This window comes from Paenibacillus taiwanensis DSM 18679, from assembly GCF_000425125.1.
Lineage (GTDB): Bacteria > Bacillota > Bacilli > Paenibacillales > Paenibacillaceae > Paenibacillus_B > Paenibacillus_B taiwanensis.
The window spans coordinates 985,001-1,007,370 of record NZ_KE384306.1 but is presented as its reverse complement, the minus strand read 5'-3'; the positions used below and the strand labels follow the sequence as shown (position 1 = coordinate 1,007,370).

Genomic DNA, 22,370 nt, shown 5'->3' with positions numbered 1-22,370 from the left:
ATTACAACCCTACTTTTTGGTGTTCGGGATTGTATTGAATAAACGTTTTAAACGATTTTAAGAAAAACAACGGAATAAACAACACAGATATTGCCAAGAAACCTGCATATACAATGTACTTGATCGGGAAAAATTCACCTAACAAGCCGCCAATAAACATCGCCAACGGTGCAAGCCCCATTGTGAGCGTTCCCTTAAGCGAGGATACTTTGCCCCTCATTTCCTGACTCACCGTCAGTTGTATCGTTGATTCGATCAGTACATTTACAATTGCATTAAAAGTGCCGCCGATAAATAACAACAAAGCCATAATGATAAAGTTGTTCATTAAAACAGCGGTTGAAAAAATAACTCCTGCTAACAGCCCTGAAACCGTAAGAACGATACTTTTGTGTTCAGGCTTAATCCGATATATGGACGTAAAAATCATACCTGCAAGCATGCCTAACGTAAAAATAGCCATCGCTATGCCGTATTTCACTTCTCCCAAATTGGGTGTATTTTTAAACATCGGCGCCAACAGCACAATACTGACCGTTGCAAAAAAATTTAAAAAGCCTGCCAAGACGATCAAGTCTCTTAGCCCTTTCATCCTCCATACGTAAGCAAATCCATCCTTCATATCCTGCCAAAAATTATATTTTTGGTCCTGGCTCATTGATTTTGGAATTTTCATAAAAAAGGAAAAAATAAATGAAATCATATAAGATATCCCGTTACATAAAAATAAGATGGGCGGGCCTACAAGATGATACAATACACCGCCAGATGATGGCCCAACAATTTGAGACACGGCACGTAACATACTTAAATTAGCACTAGCTTGGACAATTTGCGACGAAGGAACAATATCCGGAATTGTTGATGTAACTGCGGGATTAAAAAATGCAGCACATATGCCAAGAATAATACCTGCTACAAATGCCATCCAAATTTCAAGAAACCCAAAAATAGCTGCAATCCCTACAAAAATAATACATATGCCTCGAATAAAATCCATATATAAAATCATTTTTCTTCTGTCGGTTCGATCTACAATGACACCTGCAAAAGGAGAAATAAGCACTTTCGGAAGCATAGATGATGCTAATAGGGCACCCATCAACCCGGGTGAGCCTGTTTCATAAAGAATCCAAAACGTTAAGGCGATTTCATAGATGGAATCACCTAGAGTGGAAACTAGCTGTCCTTGCCAGAGCAAAAAGAAATTCATCGACCATAGCCGCTTTTTAGGTTCGCTTGTGTTCTCCATTTTTCCTCCTGTCGAGAGCAAAAACAAAAAGAATCGCGTTCAGTCTGGAGCGACGATTCCGCTCACTCACCGTTCACGATTCCTTTGTTTAAGTCCTATTCATTCCTGGGTTGCATGCAACACTGCGAATGGAACGTATTTCACAAACAATACATAGTCATCCTATATTACACTTGCACAACACTGCGCTCGTACGTCGGATAACAATAAAACCCTTGTCCGGTTTTCCTTCCGTGTGTGCCTGCTTCCACCATTTTCCGCAGCAGCGGACAGCAACGAAACTTCGTATCCTGATAACTTTCGTATAAAATATCAAGTGAATGCACAACTGTATCGAGACCGATCAAGTCCGCCGTTTCAAGCGGGCCCATTTTATGCCCAAAGCACTTTTTGAAAATATCATCTACATCTTTTGGTTCTGCAACTTGATCCTGTACGACAAATGCAGCCTCATTCATCATCAGATGAGAAATCCGATTGGATACAAACCCGGGCAGGTCGTTAACGACGATTGCTTCTTTTTTCAAAGTCGCAAGCAGACTAATCGTAGCTGCAATCGTTTCCTCCGATGTATGGTACCCTTTGATCACTTCGACCACCGGTTTCATAAATACCGGATTCATATAATGGGAGCCGATAACCTTGTCAGGTCTATTGGTGAGCGAAGCCACTTTTGTAATCGAAATACAAGAAGTGTTCACTGCAAAAATACAGTGCTCAGGACAAATGCGATCAAGTGTCAAATAGACGTCTCTTTTAATGTCCCATTTCTCGGGTACGTTTTCAATGACATAGTCTGCCTCTTTTAAAATTTCATAATTGACGGTGAAAGTTATTCGATTTAGAATCGTCTCCGGCTTTTCTACAATGTGATCTTTACTGTACAACCCTTGAAAACGGATGTTACTGGCAATTTGTTCTTTGGCCTTCGAAAGAATTTGTTCTGACAGGTCAACGAGAATTACGTCGTAACCGGCTAATGCAAATTGATGTGCAACACCAGTCCCCATCACGCCTGCACCAATGACTCCAATTACCTTCATGTTTTTGCTCCCCTTATCTCAGATTGGATTACTTCTCGTCCGTAATATTATTGGCTTACCGCAGCACGTTTGCTCGCTATGAGTGTAGCAATCGCTTGAATGGATCTGAAATTATTTAAGTCCAAATCATCGTTATCAATCTCAATTCCGAACTCCTTTTCAATAAACATAACCAACTGCATAGCAAAAAGAGAATTAACGTCCCCAATTGCAAAAATATCATCGTTATCTTTTAAAGGCTGACTTTTAATATAGTTACTTAAAAAAGCTCTTGTTTGATTTCTGATTTCTTCCATCGTTATACACCTCTATTTATTATTTTTATGATAGGACACGCCGAGCGCTTGTTTGACGTTTAAACTTTTTGTAAGTCATAAATTCGTACTCTAAATGAATCATTTTTGATATTTTCGTTAATGAATCGTCCAAGCTCACTTCAACAAAGTTTTCGATTCCCATTTTACCTAATGCCAGAATGGAGGCATTCCAGTTCATAGGACTTGCCATATTTTTAATTAGCTCTTGTTTTAAATGAGAAGCGTTTTGCAGCAAAGTTTGCGTAAAAACAGATAAAATGGGCACCTCCCCATCTGAAATCGAGGTTTCCTCAACCAGTTTTACAAACCTGTCAATTCCTCTTGCGGCAAAAGGCGAATGAAACGCATAGGGAGTGTTGATCGTTGAGGCCTTTATCGCTCCTTCTTGTTCAGCAATTGTTAACACCTGACTCACGCTGTTCTGAATACCTGAAATGACAAGACATGTATCATTATTTTCGCTTGCGATATACACGTCCTTCTCCGCTGCACACTGCGCAATAAGAGCACGGATCTCGTCATTTGTCTTGCCTACGATAACCCCCATACTATATGAAACAGCAGCACCTTTAGGATAATCGTAAATCACCCGAAGCATATGCAGTCCCGCAGCAAACGAAATGGACTTGCTGCACGCCATAGCCGTAATCAAACCCATACTATACCCCACCATAATGGCGGGTTTTATACCGGCATCGACATATTGCTGATACACGATATAATCACACGTATAAATGGCAATCCAATCACAAAACATCTTGTCGTATTCCATCTGATTCATTTCTGAAGCTGGAAATAGATGTGCAAGCAAATCTATTTCCAGTTCCTCCTTCACTGTGCAGCAGTAGTGTCTCAAAGTATTAAGCTGCGCTTCTTCAAACTTGTCCAAAAAATGCTGATAGTTTGCACCAACGCCCTGAAATAGAAACGCTAGCTGTTTATGGCTTAAATGATCCATGATCAACCTCATTATTCTGGCATTAATTCGCCTTCAATTAAATTTACGATCTTCTTGACATGATCATTAATAAAGAAGTGACTGCCTGTGAAATAATAGGATTTGCTTTTTTGTTCACATAAATAATCCCATGTGATTTCCTGCGTTGCATCAATTTTATCTTCTAGTCCATTCAACACCGTTATATTACAATTTAATTTTTCTGCTCTTTCCTTAAACTTATAGCTCTCCATGATTCGAATATCATTTTTGAAAATGGGCAAATAAAACTCCATTAATTCGGAACTTTGAGATATTTCCTCGGGAATACCTCCTAATGCAATAATTTTTTCAATAAATTCATCATCAGACATGTCGGTGCTAACATACATATTATTTTTGACAATAGGCGATTGTCGTCCTGAGAAAAAAAGATGCCGTGGCAGTTGATGTCCTTCTGTCTTGACTTTGTAATAAAGCTCATAGGCCAACAACGTCCCCATACTATGTCCGAACAGGGCATAAGGTTCCTCTTGAATTTTATTTTTGATCATCGCATAAATATCTTCTACAGCTTCTGTCATATCCGCATAGAAGCCCTGACCAAGTCGCTCCCCCCTTCCTTTAATCTCAATCGGTTCAATCTCAAGCGGACAATTGGTTAATTTGCTCCAATTCGCATACGCACGTTTCGAACCACCGGCAAACGGTAAACAAAACAAGATCATTGGTAAGTTCTCCTCCGCAGTAACAAATAAACGTACTCTTTGTAGCTAGTTTAGTAAGGAGTTGATTTCAGACAAAATATCATCTACTGATTGTCCATCACTCACAGCGCTCGCATTCTCTTCTGTATCTTCAAAGCTCATCGCCTCTGTTAATATATAGTCATTTAATTTTCTTAGAGACGGATAGTTAAAAAATATAGAAATATCAACTTGCAGCTGTAACAGCGCCTTGATTTCGTTTCTTAAAGAGAAGATCATTAATGAATCTACTCCTTGCTCAATAAAGGAACTATCAACCGATAGTTGGCTTACATCATTAAACCCAATAATTTTAGCAGCCGCTCCATGTAATAAGGTTAATAAATACTCAGCCCGCTCTGTCTTGTTTAAACTTTGCAGCTTGGCCACTACATCTTCCTTCACAGCTGTATATTCATTTTGTACCCCGAGCGTATTGCTGCTCGTTATGAAATTTGTCAAAAACGCAGTTACTTCGTCTACACCGGTTCTTTGACTAAACAATTCCCAATTCGCATCCACAACTACGATCGAAGCAACATCTTTTTGGAATACTCGGTCAATCATTTTGGTTCCCAGCTCTTTAGACATCCCGTAAATTCCTTTATTACCGATGTTTCTCAAAATATCGTTGTTGCTTGTTGCCATACCGGCTTCTTCCCAAGGTCCCCAGCATATCGACATCGCTGGTAATGCTAGACTTCTTCTGTAATCGGCCAGCACGTTCATAAAATAATTAGCTGCTGCGTAATTGGCCTGCCCCATATTCCCGACAACCGAAGATATAGATGACATCATTACAAAGAAATCAAGGGGCTCATCCTTTAAAGCCTCATGTAAGTAATAGCTGCCTCCAACTTTAGTTTTGAATACATTTTCAAAGCTGCTCCAGGATTGATCCTTAATCATCTTGTCTTCAATTATTCCGGCAGCATGAACGACACCTTTAATTTGCATATTGTTCTGTTTCAATCTTTGTACGACTGCGATTACGTCAGCCTCGTTACTTACATCTGCCTGTTCAACACTGATTTGGACGCCCTTTTCTGCCCACAATTTCACGGTTTCAAGCAACGAAGCGGAAGCCTTGCTTCTACTTAATAAAATAATATTTTTAGCACCTTGCTCGATCAAATATGCTGTATAAACTTGACCGATCGTTCCGGTCCCGCCCGTAATTATATAAGCGGCGTCAGCATCAAGCCTAATCGCAAGTTCCTCTTTACTAGCCAAGCTTTTAGAATGCCTGATCAGCCTCGGAATGTATCGTTTATGCCCATTTCTCAGCACAACCTGCTTATCTTCCCCTTGCAAAATTTCGTTCATAATTTCATCGAGATCGTGATGGAGCATATGAAGCTCCGAATCAATAATGCCATCCCACAGCGGCGTGTGCTCAAGCCGAATGACCTCGGAAAATCCCCAAATCGGAGCTTGATAGAGCGATACCTCTGCCCCATCTACTTGATGCACATTGTTTGTTATCACCTTGATTGCCATTTTATGCGTGTAATTTAGTTCAGTAATCGCTTGTACAAGGTATAATAAGCCACTGCACTGCTGTTCTACCGTCCCTAGCAATGTTTTGGCATCCAGTTGATCTAGTAAAGTCCGATTGGCTGTACTTAAATAAACAAGCTTGCATTTTTCTTTTTCAAATCGACTTGCGACACTTTCCAGAAGTTGTTTCACCTCGTGCTTATTCGTAAAAGACATAAAATATACGTCATGTTCATGCTCAACATATTTATCACCTTGTATAACCCTTATCGATGATATCCCACGTTGATTCAATTTTTCGTGGAAATGGTCTACGAGATCCGGATCATCGCCGAGTAATACGATGTTCTCAGCCTGCATCGTTTTTGACTCTTTGTTTACTCTTGCTGTTTCTAACCATTCCACGTTGTAAAGCAGACGATCACCATTACTGTTCAACTCTTTAAGTAAAGTGTCTCGCTCTGTTACTTTCGCCATGATGCGCTCAATTTCGAATACAATTTCTCCCTTTTCATTGTACACATCAATATCGCCCGCTGCCCCAGATTGTTGAAAATCGTTCACCTTAATATGGCACCAGTAGCTTTCGGCGGCTCTGTAATGATACGTTAATTTGCCTAACGAAATTGGAATCGTTGTTTTTAAAGCATATTCCTCACTTTGCGTGGCCATCCGTACACTTAATTCAGACACAAAAAATACAGATTGGAAGATAGAGTCGATAATACCCGGGTAAACGATATAGTCTTGTGCATCCGGAATATCCTTTTTAGGATCGATAAAGCAAACCCCTTCAGATTCACCCTTCCACACTCTCGAAATGCGAGTAAAACCATCGCCTAAATTAAAGCCAAACCTTTTCATAACTTCATACGTATCAAAGCTTACTTCTGGGAACTTTGCTTGTAATTCCTCAATCGATACACGCTTCTCCTGCACCTGCCCCTTCGCTTGGGACATAACGATGTTGCCTTGACAATGTTTCATCCAATGCTCCTGCTCCTGCTGCGCTTGCTTCTCTGTACTTATAAGCTCAAATTTCATTTGCTCTAAATGAGTATCCTCGATTACAAATTGAGCTACCCGCTTATCGTCTTGAATGGCCGTTAATGGGGCATGAAATTCGACATTAGATATCGTACAGTTGGATGCGGTGCGATAATCTTTAGCAATGGATAACAGCATCGACATATGTGCCGCTGCCGGCGCGATGGCCGTATCAAAAATGATATGCTCCTTCATAAAATAAGGATGCTCGGCGGTATAAGTGCTCTGATACAAGATGCCATTTTTAAAAAACGGGGTACTTATACGCTGTCCAATTAGCGGATGATAATCTGCACCGCCAATAGCTGGCGTACGATCTTCATGAGAGCAAACCAGATCCATCCAATACGATTCTTTATCAAATACGTACGTAGGCAGCGCTACACGATTGAAGTCGCGCGCAAAGCTTGTCTCAAGTCCGTCCCACTGAATGGAGATCCCATGACAATACAGTTGTCCCAAGCAATCCGTAATTTGCTCCCATGCATTTTTCTTCATCGCAAGCGAACTTAACAGCATTTGTTCTCCGCTAAGGATAAGCTTACCCAGTGTACATAACGTGTTGTTTGCTCCAATTTCGAGGAATATCGTATTTTTGACTTCTTTTAATTGAGATAATGCTTGATAAAAATCTACTTTGTCTTTGATATGATTGGTCCAGTAGTCGGCGTCTAGCAATTCATCATTTTGAATAGCTCGCCCAAGCGTAGCCGATATATAAGACAGCTTCGCAGGTTTGTACTCCACCTCGTGCTTGGCAACCTCTCTGAATGGCTCCAATATCGGAATCATAAGATGGGAATGGAAAGCATGGGATACACGCAGTCGAATTACATTAATGTTTCTATTTTCTGCTTCTTTACAAACTTGCTCCACAGCATCCCGTTCGCCAGATATAACCATACTTTCTTCCGCATTATGCAGTGCAATAGACAATTTGTCCTCGTAACCCTTTAGTATAGCTTCAATTGTTACTTTATTCGCATAAATAGCGGCCATCGCGCCTTCGCCTGGAGCTGAATCCATGAGTAGGCCGCGCATCGCAACTAGCTTAATCGCATGTTCAAGATTTAATATCCCCGCTGCAACTGCTGCCGCATATTCCCCGATACTATGACCAAGCACAGTATCTGGCGTAACGCCTACACTTTCCCAAAACGTTAACAATGCGTATTCAATTGAGAAAATTAACGGTTGAGCATAAACTGTTCTTTCAATATCCTTGCTCGTAAATTTATCGCTATAAATTAATTCAACTAGGGATTGATTTATATACGGCTCAAACAATTGATCACACGTGTCAAACGCCGCTCTAAACGAAGGATTATGATCGTATAATTCTTTTCCCATCCCCAAATATTGAGAACCTTGCCCTGTAAACAGAAATACCAGCTTTGTTTCCTGATACATATCCAGCTTTTCATGATGTCTCGTCGTGATCCCAACTTTGCTGTTCGTATCCAGATAGGCTTGTAATCTGTTCATCAATTCATCTCGATTTTTGCCCGTAGCAGTAAACCGGTATGCAAAGTCTGCCTTAGCTTGGTTATTGCTATAAGCATAATCTTTGAGCGTAACGTGAGGATTGCGCTTTAAATATTCAAGATTAGCTTTAATATTTTCGTGTAAGGACTTCTCACTTTTGGCAGCAATTTTTACGATTGAGATCGGGTCCGCATCTGTTGTCTGCACCTTCTTTTGCTTCGGCGGCTCCTCCAAAATGACATGGGCATTGGACCCTCCAAAACCAAATCCGTTAACACCCACTCTTCTTAATTTGCCATCGCTTTTCCACGCTGTATTTTGTGCAATAACGGATATCGGTGATTTATCCCACGGAATAAACGGATTAGGCTCGTTAAAGTTTAAGTTCGCAGGTATGAGTTCATTTTTGAACGCTAATAGTACCTTTATAATACTTGCCATCCCCGCTGCGGCTTCCAAATGTCCGATGTTAGATTTCACAGAGCCTACTTGCAGAGGATTATCGATAGCTCTATTTTTACCATATGTTTGAACAACTGCCTTTACCTCAATCGGATCACCTAGCTTCGTCCCTGTTCCATGCATTTCCATATAATCAATATCCGAATAATCCAAGCGAGCGTCGTTTAGTGCCTTCGTAATTACTTTTTCTTGGGCTAAGCCATTCGGTGCGGTTAAGCCGTTGCTTTTGCCATCCTGATTGATGGCACTGCCCTTAATAATTCCGAGTATATTATCGTTATTCTCAACAGCGTCGCGCAGGCGCTTTAATAACAACACGCCGCCACCTTCACCACGTCCATATCCATTTGCTGCCGCATCAAAGCTTTTGCTTTGCCCATCACTGGATATAGCCTCCAGCTTGGAGAAACATACATGAACTGCTGGTGACATCATCAAATTCACCGCACCCACAACTGCGGTATCTACCTCACCAGATTTAATGGCCCCACAGGCTAAATGAAGTGCCGTGAGCGAAGAAGAGCATGCAGTATCCACACAAAAAGAGGGTCCTTCAAACCCAAACGTATACGATATTCTGCCACAAGCTGTACTAAACGTTGTCCCTGTAAGCGAATAAGCGTCTACTTTACTTAAATCCCCTGATTTGTAATGGGCGAACGAGTATTCTTCGCCTGAAATCCCGATGTATACACCTGTGTTGCTTCCATAATGTTTGGCAATGTTGATGCCTCCATTTTCAAAAGCCTCCCATGTCAACTCAAGCAGCAAGCGCTGCTGTGGATCTAATGACTTGGCTTCTTTAGGTGATATATTAAAAAATTTCTGGTCAAAACGATCAATAGGCACATTCAAAAAACCGCCCTTCCTGGAATACATCTTCCCAGGTTCTTCTTTGTCATCACTGTAATAATGATCTACATCCCATCGATCCGCAGGCATTTCACAAATGCCGTTTACCCCTTTAATTAGAACATCCCAAAACTCCTCTGGACTGTTGGCACCTCCAGGAAAACGACAGCTAATTCCTACAATGGCCACGTCATCACGAGCAGGTTGATCCTCTTGGTCATTACCTGTATCCACGTTAGATTGTGCGTCTGGTTCAAATTTGTTTAACGTGTTATATACAAAGTTGGCATACATGTGTATATTGGAATGTTCAAATATCGATGCGACTTCGATATCAATTCCAAATTGTTTGGAGATTTTCTTCGTAAACAACGGTATATTTACCGATACTAAGCCTAAGTTAATAAATGGCTCATTATAATCCACAACTTGCTCATCCAAAATATCTTCCACTACTTCTGCTATAAAGTCGATAATTTCCTGCTTTGTGAACGTTATCTCTGCATTCATCTTTTCTCATCTCCTTAAAGTAACGATTCCTTATAATGCTGTTTCGTGTGTCATCCCTTGTTACTCTTTCATTTATAAAAACAACCTTAAGTTCAAAAGAACTTAAGGTTGTTTTTCCATTACTCTATGCTTTTCAAAGATTCAATCATATTAATTTGTGACACTTTTCTCCGAAGCAGTAAGTTAGAAAGGATCGTGAGTAAAAATGCAATCGCAACAGATAGCAGCATAACCGAAAAATTAATTTGATTCGGGATTTGCTGATGGGCACTTGCCATTGCCTTGCCCGCCACGGTAAACATATAAACACCAAGTGGTAACGCTACAATGACCGCAAATGTGGTCAATATAATATTTTCAAAAAAGATGAGCCGGTTTATTTTATTTTTCGGATAGCCTAATACTTTCAAAGTTGCCAGCTCACGGTTTCTTTCATAAATGTTAATGGACGAAATCGTGTAAATGGTACCAAAGGAAAGCACCACGGCACAAACGATAAACATAATAAACACAAAACTATTTTGCTTTAACGTGTATTCAGCTGATTTTTTTAAATCTTTTCTATCTTCAACCTTTTCTACTTGTTTGTCTTGTTCAAACATACTGCGAATGGTTGAAGCATCGTTTGTATTATCAACTTTCACTAATAGTGTTGAAGGTGTGTAATCAATGCCAAAGCTCTTTAGATATGTTGGTGTACTATAAAACAATGGGTTTGAATATTGGGTGGAAATGTGCAGTACTTTCATTTCGACCGTTTTATTAGCTAACACCGGATCGGTGAACTTGAGCGTAATGTTATCTCCTTCAACGATTTTATATTGGTCTGCATACGATTTAGGGACGAGCACACCATTGTCATCCAACGCAATTTGCTTCTCATTTTCATCCATAAACAAAATGAGATCATTGTCTTTCTCTGTCACGACTAACGATGCATTTTTGTTAGTGTCTCCTTTAATAAATTCCACCGGCAAGGTGGATAAATAATAACTGTTGCTAATGCCAGCAGGTAGTTGTGTGGCATCCGGTGCTGATCCTGCCTTATAGTCAACTTTTAAGTCGTAAGTGTTTACCTTCTCAATTTGCTCTGCTACTTGAACCAATCCCATTTGAGTACCAAAAGCGGTAATTAACAAAGCAGTGCTTAACACCACACCTACAGAGCTTGCTAGCGCTTTTGATTTATTTAAAAATATATTTTTCAAAATGATTTTGTAGCTGTAAGAAATACGACTCCAAAATCCAGGGATTCTCTCTAAAAGTAACTTCTTTATTTTTTTAGGTGGTTTAGGACGCATCGCCATAGCTGCACGTTCCTGTAAAATAGGTCTGGCACTTAAATAACAAGCTATGATGCCGAACACACTTGAGAAAAAGATGGATATTAACACAGAAGGTATAGATAGTGGGTAAGTAATGTCAGGTAACGAGGAGGATTTTGCACCCCGGGCAACGATCATTGGAATAAAGACACTAGCGGCTATAATGTAACCTAGAACAGAACCTGCAATGCCTGCTAGCACAGGGTATCCCATGTAATGAAACATGATACTTCTATTTTTGACACCTAATGCCTTCATGGTGCCTACTTGACTTCTTTGTGAATCAATGATGCGGGACATCGTTAGGAATAAAATAATGGCTTCGATTATAAAAAGAACGAGTGGAATAATCGTGCTCATCATTTTATTGTTGTAGATGGTTTGTTGCGTTTGGGAATAGCTAAATGAACGCTCCTTACTAACTTGGTTTAAATAGGAGAGTCCTTTCGATTGGGCTTCAACCGCTTGACCCACTTGGTCAATGTCATAACCATCTTTAGCATCAATCAAAATTTCATTGTAATACAGACCACCTACAATTTCAGGCAGTGCTGCTTCCAATATATAAGCAAATCCGGACGATTTATGGTTTTGAGTTACGTTCTTTTTGACATATTCCACGTTCATCGCCAAACCACGGATCACAAACGTCTTGTTTCTGTCATTTACAGTTAATTCGATTTGATCTCCAACTTTGAAGTTATGCTCTTGGGCATAATTAAAATCGAGCAGGATTTCATCTTTTTGAGTCGGAAGCTGACCTGCCATAATCGCTGGCGTATTAATTTGATTATTTTCAGGGATCGAATGTAGCTTTAAGGCAGCCTTCATGTCCGTAAAAATTTGCGTTGCATCCAAGGTATACCGTTCTTCGATTTTATTAATACCTTGGATCTGGCTTAGTTTAGCAACATCCTGCTTCGAAATTTGAGTGTAATACACATTCAGGTCACTCAAATTGTGTTCTTTATAATACGTTTTCGTATAAGCGCTAAGATTATCGCTTAACGTGATTAGCCCTGCGTAGAAAAATGCGCCTACTGCGATAACCAACACAAACGCGATAAATTGTCCGATCGATAGTTTAATATCTCTTAGCAACTTTAAAAATAACTTCATAATTACCACTCGATCCCTTCAACATTCTGTTTGTTATGGTTGATGGTCACACTTTCGATCACTCCGCTTTTCACCTTTATAACTTTATCAGCCATAAGCGCAATCGCAGTGTTGTGTGTGACCAACACAACGCATTTTTTCGTTTCCTTGTTCAAATCTTGAAGCAGCTTTAAGACGGCCTTCCCTGTTACATAATCTAACGCCCCCGTGGGCTCATCACATAGTAAAAGCAGCGGATTTTTGGCAACTGCTCTTGCGATCGCAACACGTTGCTGCTCACCACCAGACAGCTGGGAAGGGAAGTTTTTGATACGTTCCTTTAATCCAACCTTATACAAAATGTCTTTAGCGTCCAAATGATTTTTACAAACTTCTGTCGCAAACTCAACATTTTCGAGTGCATTTAAATTAGGAATCAAGTTGTAAAATTGAAATACAAAGCCGATCTTTTCGCCGCGATATTCGGTTAGCTTTTTTTCATTAAACTTTGTAATTTCTTGATCACCAACGATCACTTGCCCTGTACTAGCTGTATCCATACCACCAAGTATATTCAAAATCGTACTTTTACCAGCACCACTAGCACCCAATACGACGACAAATTCTCCTTCAGAAATGGAAAAATCAACTCCGGCAAGCGCTTTGATTGTCACTTCCCCTACTTTGTATTCTTTTGTTACGTTTTTAAATTCGATCAGCTTTTTCACTGCTTACATCTCCTCGTTGTGTATTATAAACTTGCGCTTCTTTCGATTCCTCTTATTAAACCTATCATTACATTCGAATCGAACTTGTACGCTTTTGTTTATGAAGTGCCAACTGCATCGTTGAACCCGCACAGCAACAATCCCTTTCCGGTCTCATGTGCGAAGGAGTAAGTCCGATAGGTTCAATTTATACAGTAGGTTGCTAGTATGATTCCAGAAGTTCGTAATATCAGGTAGGCTGCCCGAGGGAGGTACACCCTCAGGCTTTCTTAGAAGGGAAATGAATTCATCGTATTGTTATCTATCAATAATATTCACTTATCGAGGATTTAGACTTCAAGCTGTGATTGCGGCGTTAAGCAAAATATTGTTCATAATGAAGCTCCAGATTACTTTTAAACGTATTTATAAACCGTAACCCGTCCGCCCCATCAAAAAAACGATGATCAAAAGTTAACGTGATAGGCAGCATTTTTCTAATGACAAGCTCGTCGTGTTCCGTAACGACAACTTTCTTATCTGCACGATATAAGGCAACAATAGCAACTTGGGGATAAAAAATAATAGGTGTAGCAAAGCCTCCCCCAATGGCACCTACATTACTTATCGTAATGGTCCCCTCACGTGTATCGGTAAATAACAGTTTCTTTAATCTGGCTCTTTCGATAAGTTCGTTAATCTCATCTGCTAATTGATCAACCGTTTTCTCATTGACCTGTTTAACATTCGGAATAACGACACCATCGTTCGTATCGACTGCAATTCCGATATTATGAGAGGTGAATCGTTTTAAGGCGCCATTGAACTCATTGGAGTTAAATAACGGGTGCTCGTTCAGTGCCTGCGATAGTGCTTTAACAAAGATGGGTGTCAAGGTCACGTTTAAGCCCTGTTCCTGCTTTAATTGTGCCTTGTGCAGCAGTAAATTTGTGATGTCCGCTTCTGCATAAGCGGTGACATGAGGAATGGTTTGAAACGACTTTGTTACGATGTTTGCTATTTCTTTACGCATGGAGGTTAATGTTACAATCGTATCATCGTTATTATGGTCCGATTCTACACTCGGATAAGCACCGAGATTAATACCAAAATCATTCCATGAATGCTTCTTCTCTTTAGGCGTATCCAGATTCAGCCAGTCCTGATTCCACCCGTCTGATGCTTCCCCCTTCCCCTGATCAATGACGATGATCACATCGTTAATGGTGACGATATCCCCCGGACTATAAGGCAGTTTTCCAATTATCCCTGCTACCGGCGAAGGGAGCACAGTGGTTACCTTATCCGTCTGAACTTCGACAAGCGGTTGATCTTCAACTACATGCTCTCCTTCTTTGACCATATACGCAACGATAAACCCTTCAATTAATCCTTCACCAAGCTCAGGAAAAAAGAATTCATATTTCATATCCGCTCACCTCTTTATAGAAACTAACATTTGATTGATTTCGTGGATAATTCTGTCTGATGAAGGGAGGTAGTAATCTTCGATGGAAAATTGCGGAACGGGCACATCAAATCCCGTAATACGTTTTACAGGTGATTTTAATTCACCAAACATACGATCATGAATTACAGCAGCAAGTTCAGCGCCTACACCACCCGTTAATGGGGCCTCATGAACGATGACAGCCCGCTGCGTCTTACGAATCGATTCCTTGATTGTGTCCATATCAAACGGATACAGCGTACGCAAATCTATAATTTCCACAGAAATACCTTGAGTATTCTCCAACTGGTCAGCAGCTTTGATTACATTCCATACCATAGCGCCCCAGCAAATGATCGAAATATCTTTCCCTTCCTTGATCACGTTTGCCTTCCCAAGGGGAACCGTATACCGATGTTGTGGAACGGGGTGACGCATGCTGCGATAAATTCTCATAGGCTCCAGGAAAATGACAGGATCATGGCCCTCTGACGCCGCGATGAGCAAACCTTTAGCATCATAGGGGTTGCTAGGTATAACCACTTTCACCCCTGGGGATTGAAAAAACAAGGATTCAATACTTTCCGAATGCAGCTCAGGTGCACGAACACCAGCACCATAAGGGGCTCGTATAATTAACGGAACTTCATATTTGCCTTGTGTTCGCATACGTAGTCTGGACAGATGAGACAAAATTTGTTCTAGGGCTGGATAAATAAATCCAAAAAATTCGATTTCGACAATAGGTTTAAGTCCGTTCAACGCCAAGCCAATGGCACAACCTACAATACCTGCCTCAGACAAGGGCGTGTCCACTACTCGATGATCGCCAAACTTATTAAACAAGTTCTCGGTAACGCGGAACACCCCGCCATTTTTACCGATGTCCTGCCCCAATAAAAGAATCTTATCATCCTCAGTTAATAACAAATCCAAGGCTTCATTTAACGCCTGAACGACGGTTAAATCTCTTTGCATACCAAGCCCCTCCGTAACATCTATTGGTGATGATAACGTTCCATAAAGCTATTAAAGCTGCTCTCCTGTTCTTGAATGTTCCACGGTTTTTCAGAGAGCACATGCTTAAACATGATGCTGGGATCAGGCTTTGGAACATTAAGCGCATATTGAATGCCATCATTCACTAATCGATCTGCTTCTATATGAATCATTTCTTGCGTGTCCTGATCCAATACGTTTTGTTTGCGTAAATAAGCTTCTAACCGTAATAGAGGGTCTCGTAGTTTCCATGTTTCACTTTCCTCCGCACTCCGGTAGCGGCTTGGGTCATCAGCAGTTGTATGGGGCCCATAACGATAAGTTACCGCCTCAATTAAAGTCGGCCCTTTGCCGCTTCTGGCGGCTTCCAGAGCGTTTTTGGTCGTTACATAGACAGCAAACACATCATTGCCATCAACACGAACACAATTCATATTGTAAGCAATCGCCTTTTGAGCAACAGTCTCACTTGCCGTTTGGCGTGAAAACGGTACACTAATGGCATAACCATTATTTTGACAGAAAAATACTACGGGTGCCTTAAATACAGAGGCCATATTTAACCCCTCATGAAAATCCCCTTCAGAGGTAGCCCCGTCACCAAAGTAAGCGATGGAGCAAGCACCTTCATTCTTATATTTGCTAGCCCATGCCGCCCCTGCTGCTTGCGGAATTTGCGTAGCAATCGGCACGTAAGGAGGAAGAATGTTGCGGTTATTCGGTGGCATGCAGCCCTCGATTCTCCCCATCCAATACCATATAATTTTGACCATCTCATAACCAAACGTTAGCATCGCTGCATGATCCCGATAGGTAGGAAACATCCAATCCTGCGGCAAAAGCGCCATCGCACTTCCAACTTGACTGGCCTCCTGCCCCTCGAAGGAAGCATACGTACCAATTTGGCCTTTTCTTTGCATGTTCACTAGCTTACGATCAAAAACTCGATTTAACACAAGCAGCTTGTACATCTCCACGGCCAGCTTTTCGCTTATAACCATACTGTTATCACTTAAAGTACCGTCAAGTTCTAAAATTTGAAATAAGCGCTGTTGTTCCATCTAGTCCCCCATATTATTGGATTTAGTCCGCCAAAACGGCTTCTTTATATCCATTTGATAAAATGCTTGTCCATGTTTGTTCATCCAACCCATGCTGACTAATAAAGGCATACGCTAACCTTTCAATTCCAAAACCGACACACCCCGTTGACATCCAGTCAGATTCACCACGTCTTATATTAAATTGCTCACCAAAGAAGTGATCATGAAAATTAAAGGAAGCTGCTGCAATAGTTCTTTCGTCTGCCACCTTTAACCGAAGCTCGTATTTGAGCTCTTGCATTCTTTGATTAAATATTTTAGCCGCCGTATCCTCGCTGCAAAAAAACGGATCACTAGCAACTTCGCAATGCCCTTCCAATCCCAACTTTTGAAAAAGAGCAAAGGAGGCTTCCATAAATTTGTGACGACTATCAAGCACAAAATCTTTTGACCCCATAAACACAATTTCTCGAATAGAAAAGTCCCATAGTCTTTCCAGCGTGCGATAATATTTGGATTCATAACGAAATGATTTTCCTTTGGAGGTGATGACACGATTTTGTGTTTCCCCGTGTTGGGTATTTTGGAATTGATGGTAGGTGTGGTAGCACATGGTGGGAGGCAAGCAGTAGTCAACATTTTGACAGGAAGACAACAAATAAGAACCGATTCCGTTATTCGTTTTATAATCGTCCAGAAATTCACGGTACGTATCAATATCATTATGAAGCCTCGTCACAAACATTAAAAAGTGAGGGAACGATTTAAAATATCCACATTTCTCTAATGCCTTGGTAGAAATTAAGGTAGGATATCGATATTCCGTCGCTCCAAAATGGGTTATTGTCATCTCTTTGATGAACTGATCCAAGGTGTCCATTAAGAAAATTAGCTTGTCTCCAAAACAAATTTGGCCCTCGCCCATTTCAAACACCATTTCTTTTTCGAGCAGCTTATCAAAGAGATCCTCTTGATACGTTGTTTCATGTTCATCAGATTTCCAAATGACGCGTGGAGGTAACACCTTTTGCAGCGCAATCTCATTGTCGATTACCGTTGTTAGTTTCGTTTTAATTTCGAGAGGATCGGTTCCTGGTAATAGACTCACCTCTACTCCCTTAATGCTAGTGTCATCGGTTATTAATTTAAAATGATTTATGTTGGCCGATATAAAATAGATTCTTTTTTCGAGTTCCTCGGCATGTTTGATAGATAGTGGCTTATCAAGCACAATGTAATGATTAGCGTCCATAGTTATAAGCATCCTTTCGCTTCAGCAAAATGGGGAGTAAACACCGATCAATTTTGGTATAGGTTAAAGGCATCCTGCGCAATTAACATCTGTTGAATCTGTGTGCTGCCTTCTACAATTTCCATCACTTTGGCGTCTCTCATATGTCTTTCAACCGGGTATTCGCTGCTGCAACCGTTAGCGCCATGAATTTGAACGGCATCTTTTGCCGCTTTAAAAGCATGAACGGTAGAGAAATATTTTGCCAATGAAGTCGCAAACGTAGCATTCACTTCATTTTTGTCCCATAACTGGCCTGCACGGAAACATAATTGCCTCGCAGCGATTGTCTCGGTTACCATATTAGCAATCATCTGCTGGATTAATTGATGCTCTTTTAAACGATGGTCAAATTGCTTTCTTTCGTTCACATATTTTAAGCTGGCATTCAAGCATCCCTGTGCCAAACCTACGGCTCCCCAAGCTGTACTGTACCGTCCATGCGTCAAGCCGTGATTAGCGACGAGTGCTAGTCCGAAGCCGACTTTACCAATCAAATGATCGACCGGCACTTTGCATTCTTCAAAAATAAGCTCAGCTAACAACGACCCTTTAAAGCCCATTAAGCCCGTTATCGGACGAACGGTTAGACCTGGTGTATTTCGGTCTACTAACAAAGCTACAGCCTGACCCTCACATTGAGCAAACACCAAGAACACGTCCGCTTTTTGTGCAAACGTTATCCATTTTTTTTGACCATTAATGATGTACTCAGCACCTACTCGTTTCGCCTTCGTTTGCAAGTTTTTGATATCACTGCCAACTTGTGATTCCGTAATCGCAAAGGCTACCTTAAGTTCCCCCGAACTCATTCTTGGGAGCCATTGCTGCTTTTGGTCTTGTGATCCCCACCGCATAATAGACGACGTGACCATGCCTTGCACACCAATAATATTCCGTAAACTTGCACACCCACGACCAATTTCTTCATTCCACAAACCATAAGTAATGTAGTCCATATTAGCCCCGCCATATTTAGCAGGCAAAGCTGCTCCCCAGTTTCCTTGGTCAATAACTTTTTGCAGAACAGAATCGGGCATCATTTCTTCTTGATCAATCTGTCCTGCCACAGGGACGATTTCTGAATCAACAAAAGCTTTAAATTCCGCTTGCTGTTCGATTTGTTCGTTTGTCAGTTCAAGGTTATGAATAAACAAAAGTAGGACCTCTTTTCTTTTCGTAGATTTTAACGATTTAAGATTTAAGTTAACCCATCTTCTCATAAAACTGCATCATACCTTGGCTATCTGGCACAATTAATTCAATCCCTACATCAATTAATTTTTCTCCACCAAAAAAACTGACCGCAATCTGAGCTCTTCTCTTTCTTTTGTCAATTTTTTTGATCATTCCTTCCAACCCATATAAAGGCCCCGATTGAACACATACTTTCGAATTTTCAACAATAACATTTGAATACTCTATAATGTTTTTGTCATTTATAAGCTGTAAAATCTGTCTAATTTCTGCTTCTTCGATTTGATTAAAAAAATCATCGTAATTATAAAGCTCGCTTCCGTCTTCTTTCGTTGGATCAAGCAATGATTGCGGTTTTCGATTTATTTTGTCTAACATAAAAGCTGAATTACGAAGCAGACGATAGTATTTGGGTAATTTCTTTAGTTCATAATAGATGGACGGAGTCATCCTTGTGTTGATGAACAAATACCCTGGAAATAATGTTTTAACGACACTATAAAACTTCCCTCCTCTTTTTTCAGGAAGTAGTCGTTTCGGAACACAGGAATATACCTCTTTTGGGCAATATTGTAGCTTCAAACACTTCTGAACTATGTCTTCACTGCCTGTTTCAACAAAAAGTGCATACCAGCCCATACTACAGCTCCTTTAACCTGAAATAAGTTCAGCAGTTAGAACAGTAAAAAAGAGAAGGAACTGATTCATCATCCCTCCTCTTCCTTATGTAAAGGTTCCATATTGTGCTAAAAAGACAAAGCTTCGCCACTGCGCTATCTTCCTAAAAAAATAGCCCTGTTGTGAATGAGATATGTTCACCCAGAAAAATTAACGTGCCTAAACAACGATTAATTGTTACAAAGTGATTGAAAGTTAGAAGGGGCTGTCAAATAATGTGGTCATCCATTCATTCTGCGTGGTTTCTATAACCTAGATGTAACTCGTTCCATACCTTGCTCGGAGGAACGAAAGAGGAATAAATTCCGATAGTTGCCATGTCTGGCTTTCTTTAGCGATTATATCGTTATACCGACATGATGTAAATATCCTGCTGTCGAACGAAAGGAGATGCTAGTCGAATGAAAAGAGCATTTGTTGTCCTGAAAAAAACGCGTTCGCAACGACTATCTACCCTATACGATGCAGCTAATTCCATTGTTCTAGCCTTGATATGTTACGAGCACTCCATCTACCGGCCTTATTAGACAAGAAGAAATGATACTATTATTTCGTAAGCTCCTTAGCCCAGATGAGCGCATTCATTTGATTATTATGTAAATAGAAGGCATCTGCACGAAATTACGGGTATCACTTCCAATTTCCAAGTAAAGGAATGATACTATCATGGTAAATGTGCACGCGTTAATCGTCAAGTTCATTTTTTGTCAAGCTGCACAATTTCGTATTCCACAGCAGTAGAAAAGGCTTCTAGTCACCTTTGCAATAAATTTATGAAAGGATGGAATCTTTTCAACGTAACTTGTCGTATCGTCGTCTGTAATTGTCACTTGTAGAAACATAAAAGACCATCCTTCTCGGGACGGTCCTTGTTGAAGCTGCCTGACGTAATAAATTCACGTCTACTAATGAGGTTATAATTGTAAAACCTTCACTTTTGAGCATCAAGAATAAAAAGAGATGCATCTTGTCCCATAAACAGGTTATTTCCATTATAAAACGTGGACGAATGAATATGACGGTACCCTATTTTAGCCATCAAATCCGTTAGTTCTCCTTGATCAAATCCATGATGAACGAGGTCAGATACTACCTTTTCATTTTTATTAAAATCAACGATTAGTAAATGTCCCCCTTCATTCAGCACATGAAATAGTTTTGATAACACATCTTTAATATCGCTAATATGGAGCAAAACCTGAGCCATAAAAATATAGTCCACGCGTAAATCGATTACACTTTCCTGTTCAATATCGAAACATAACGTATCTGCATTGTTTAGATTAGAATTATAAATTTTTTGCCTCATTTGATTTATCATGTTTTGCGACGTATCCAGAAACAGGATCGAATTAAAATCATTTAACAAGTTCAATCCGACAAGACCAGTTCCACACCCGAAATCAATTGCATTTTTTTGATGGGCATTCACTACATTTTTACGAATGGCATCCGCTGATACGTTAGCGATTTGCATTCTTTCAGCCGTGTCATAGGTATGAGCGATCATTTCAAACTTGTCCGTATTTCCCATTAATAACGCTCCCATCTGTAGTGGCCACTCTATTTCCACAAGCCCATTTGTCGAGAAAAAAGCAATTGACAGCTGTTTGTGAGCCACCTATAATCCTATTATAGGATGCAATAACTTTGTCTAAATTACATATGTAAATACGTTAAGCGATTATATCATTATGTACATACAATAGTAAAGAACCTGATTGATCCACTTGGGTTCTTTTTTTGATTTCCGTCTATTATCATACATTCAAATATGCATATGAAGTAAGTTGTCAAGGAGGTTACGCGACATGAACTGGAAAACCGTGTTCGAAGTTTGTTATCAGGAATTTCCAGGCATTACGGAACAACAATTGGAAATGGTTCTGAACAGTTGGAACAAACCGTTGTCCAAGGAAGAAATAATGGACATTTCCAAAAGGCAATGCAACCCCTTCCCTAAATCTGATCCTATGTATCCATTATACAAACCCTTTGATCCGGCAAAATGGACCATTCCTACTAATCGTTTACCTGCTTCCTATCTCGATCTGCTTCGCTACTGCAATGGCGGCGAGTTTGCAACAGGCGAGCGTCATTTTCAGTTTTTTAGCGGCGATGAGCTAAGAGCTATGCTGCTGGCCTATGAGTTTCCACAATATATGCCAGGAGCCGTTCCCTTTGCTATGGATGGCTGCGGGCATCATTATGTATGGGACATGCGCAGCGACCAGAATCAGGCTGAATATCCGATTCTCGTGGCTCACTCCGGAAATCTAGGTTACGAGGATGCGCTGCCTATTGCGGGAACCTTGATCGAACTATGCAAGGGCACGATCTCAGTAGAAAATTTGCTTTATGAGTAAATACTTCAGGCAAATGAATGACGTCTTGTGAATGGACAAAGGAGCCCACGTTCGATGAACGCGGG

At 40.5% G+C, this 22,370-nt stretch carries 16 protein-coding genes; 1 reads left to right on the top strand and 15 read right to left on the bottom strand.

What is annotated here, in order from left to right; genetic code table 11:
* Position 1: 1 nt before the first annotated feature.
* From H509_RS0113360 to H509_RS0113290, 15 genes are all read right to left on the bottom strand, one after another.
* Positions 2 to 1,252 carry an MFS transporter gene (locus tag H509_RS0113360; RefSeq protein ID WP_028545531.1) on the bottom strand — a complete coding sequence of 417 codons (1,251 nt, stop codon included), beginning with the start codon at positions 1,250 to 1,252 and terminating at the stop codon, positions 2 to 4.
* A gap of 167 nt (positions 1,253 to 1,419) precedes the next feature.
* A complete protein-coding gene (locus H509_RS0113355) occupies positions 1,420 to 2,295 on the bottom strand; it encodes a 3-hydroxyacyl-CoA dehydrogenase family protein (RefSeq protein WP_028545530.1) in 876 nt (291 codons plus the stop codon).
* Between the two features lie 47 nt (positions 2,296 to 2,342).
* Positions 2,343 to 2,591, bottom strand: a complete 249-nt coding sequence (locus tag H509_RS0113350; protein WP_028545529.1) for an acyl carrier protein — start codon at positions 2,589 to 2,591, stop codon at positions 2,343 to 2,345.
* Between the two features lie 25 nt (positions 2,592 to 2,616).
* On the bottom strand, positions 2,617 to 3,570 hold the full coding sequence (locus tag H509_RS0113345; RefSeq protein ID WP_051287073.1) for an ACP S-malonyltransferase: 954 nt from the start codon (positions 3,568 to 3,570) through the stop codon (positions 2,617 to 2,619).
* Between the two features lie 11 nt (positions 3,571 to 3,581).
* Positions 3,582 to 4,277, bottom strand: a complete 696-nt coding sequence (locus H509_RS0113340) for a thioesterase II family protein (RefSeq protein WP_028545527.1) — start codon at positions 4,275 to 4,277, stop codon at positions 3,582 to 3,584.
* 45 nt (positions 4,278 to 4,322) lie between these two features.
* A complete protein-coding gene (locus tag H509_RS0113335) occupies positions 4,323 to 10,151 on the bottom strand; it encodes a type I polyketide synthase (RefSeq protein WP_028545526.1) in 5,829 nt (1,942 codons plus the stop codon).
* A 119-nt stretch (positions 10,152 to 10,270) separates the two neighbouring features.
* Positions 10,271 to 12,595: an ABC transporter permease gene (locus tag H509_RS0113330; protein ID WP_028545525.1), complete on the bottom strand. Its 2,325-nt coding sequence runs from the start codon at positions 12,593 to 12,595 to the stop codon at positions 10,271 to 10,273.
* A 2-nt stretch (positions 12,596 to 12,597) separates the two neighbouring features.
* Positions 12,598 to 13,302, bottom strand: coding sequence for an ABC transporter ATP-binding protein (locus H509_RS0113325; protein ID WP_028545524.1), 705 nt, complete (start codon positions 13,300 to 13,302; stop codon positions 12,598 to 12,600).
* Positions 13,303 to 13,657: 355 nt separating this feature from the next.
* On the bottom strand, positions 13,658 to 14,710 hold the full coding sequence (locus tag H509_RS26805; RefSeq protein WP_028545523.1) for a dihydrolipoamide acetyltransferase family protein: 1,053 nt from the start codon (positions 14,708 to 14,710) through the stop codon (positions 13,658 to 13,660).
* Positions 14,711 to 14,716: 6 nt separating this feature from the next.
* On the bottom strand, positions 14,717 to 15,709 hold the full coding sequence (locus H509_RS0113315; protein ID WP_028545522.1) for an alpha-ketoacid dehydrogenase subunit beta: 993 nt from the start codon (positions 15,707 to 15,709) through the stop codon (positions 14,717 to 14,719).
* Between the two features lie 20 nt (positions 15,710 to 15,729).
* A complete protein-coding gene (gene pdhA / locus H509_RS25245) occupies positions 15,730 to 16,791 on the bottom strand; it encodes a pyruvate dehydrogenase (acetyl-transferring) E1 component subunit alpha (protein ID WP_051287071.1) in 1,062 nt (353 codons plus the stop codon).
* Between the two features lie 22 nt (positions 16,792 to 16,813).
* Positions 16,814 to 18,025: a class-II aminoacyl-tRNA synthetase family protein gene (locus H509_RS0113305; RefSeq protein ID WP_028545521.1), complete on the bottom strand. Its 1,212-nt coding sequence runs from the start codon at positions 18,023 to 18,025 to the stop codon at positions 16,814 to 16,816.
* A gap of 47 nt (positions 18,026 to 18,072) precedes the next feature.
* Positions 18,073 to 19,221, bottom strand: coding sequence for an acyl-CoA dehydrogenase family protein (locus tag H509_RS0113300; RefSeq protein WP_028545520.1), 1,149 nt, complete (start codon positions 19,219 to 19,221; stop codon positions 18,073 to 18,075).
* A gap of 49 nt (positions 19,222 to 19,270) precedes the next feature.
* Positions 19,271 to 19,900, bottom strand: a complete 630-nt coding sequence (gene loaP / locus H509_RS25240; RefSeq protein ID WP_051287069.1) for an antiterminator LoaP — start codon at positions 19,898 to 19,900, stop codon at positions 19,271 to 19,273.
* Positions 19,901 to 20,870: 970 nt separating this feature from the next.
* Positions 20,871 to 21,560 (bottom strand): class I SAM-dependent methyltransferase, encoded by a 690-nt coding sequence (locus H509_RS0113290; protein ID WP_245596039.1) that lies wholly within the window; start codon positions 21,558 to 21,560, stop codon positions 20,871 to 20,873.
* 190 nt (positions 21,561 to 21,750) lie between these two features.
* On the opposite strand from H509_RS0113290, the gene H509_RS0113285 reads away from it, so the two are divergent.
* Positions 21,751 to 22,305, top strand: coding sequence for an SMI1/KNR4 family protein (locus H509_RS0113285; protein WP_028545518.1), 555 nt, complete (start codon positions 21,751 to 21,753; stop codon positions 22,303 to 22,305).
* The last annotated feature ends 65 nt before the right edge of the window (positions 22,306 to 22,370 follow it).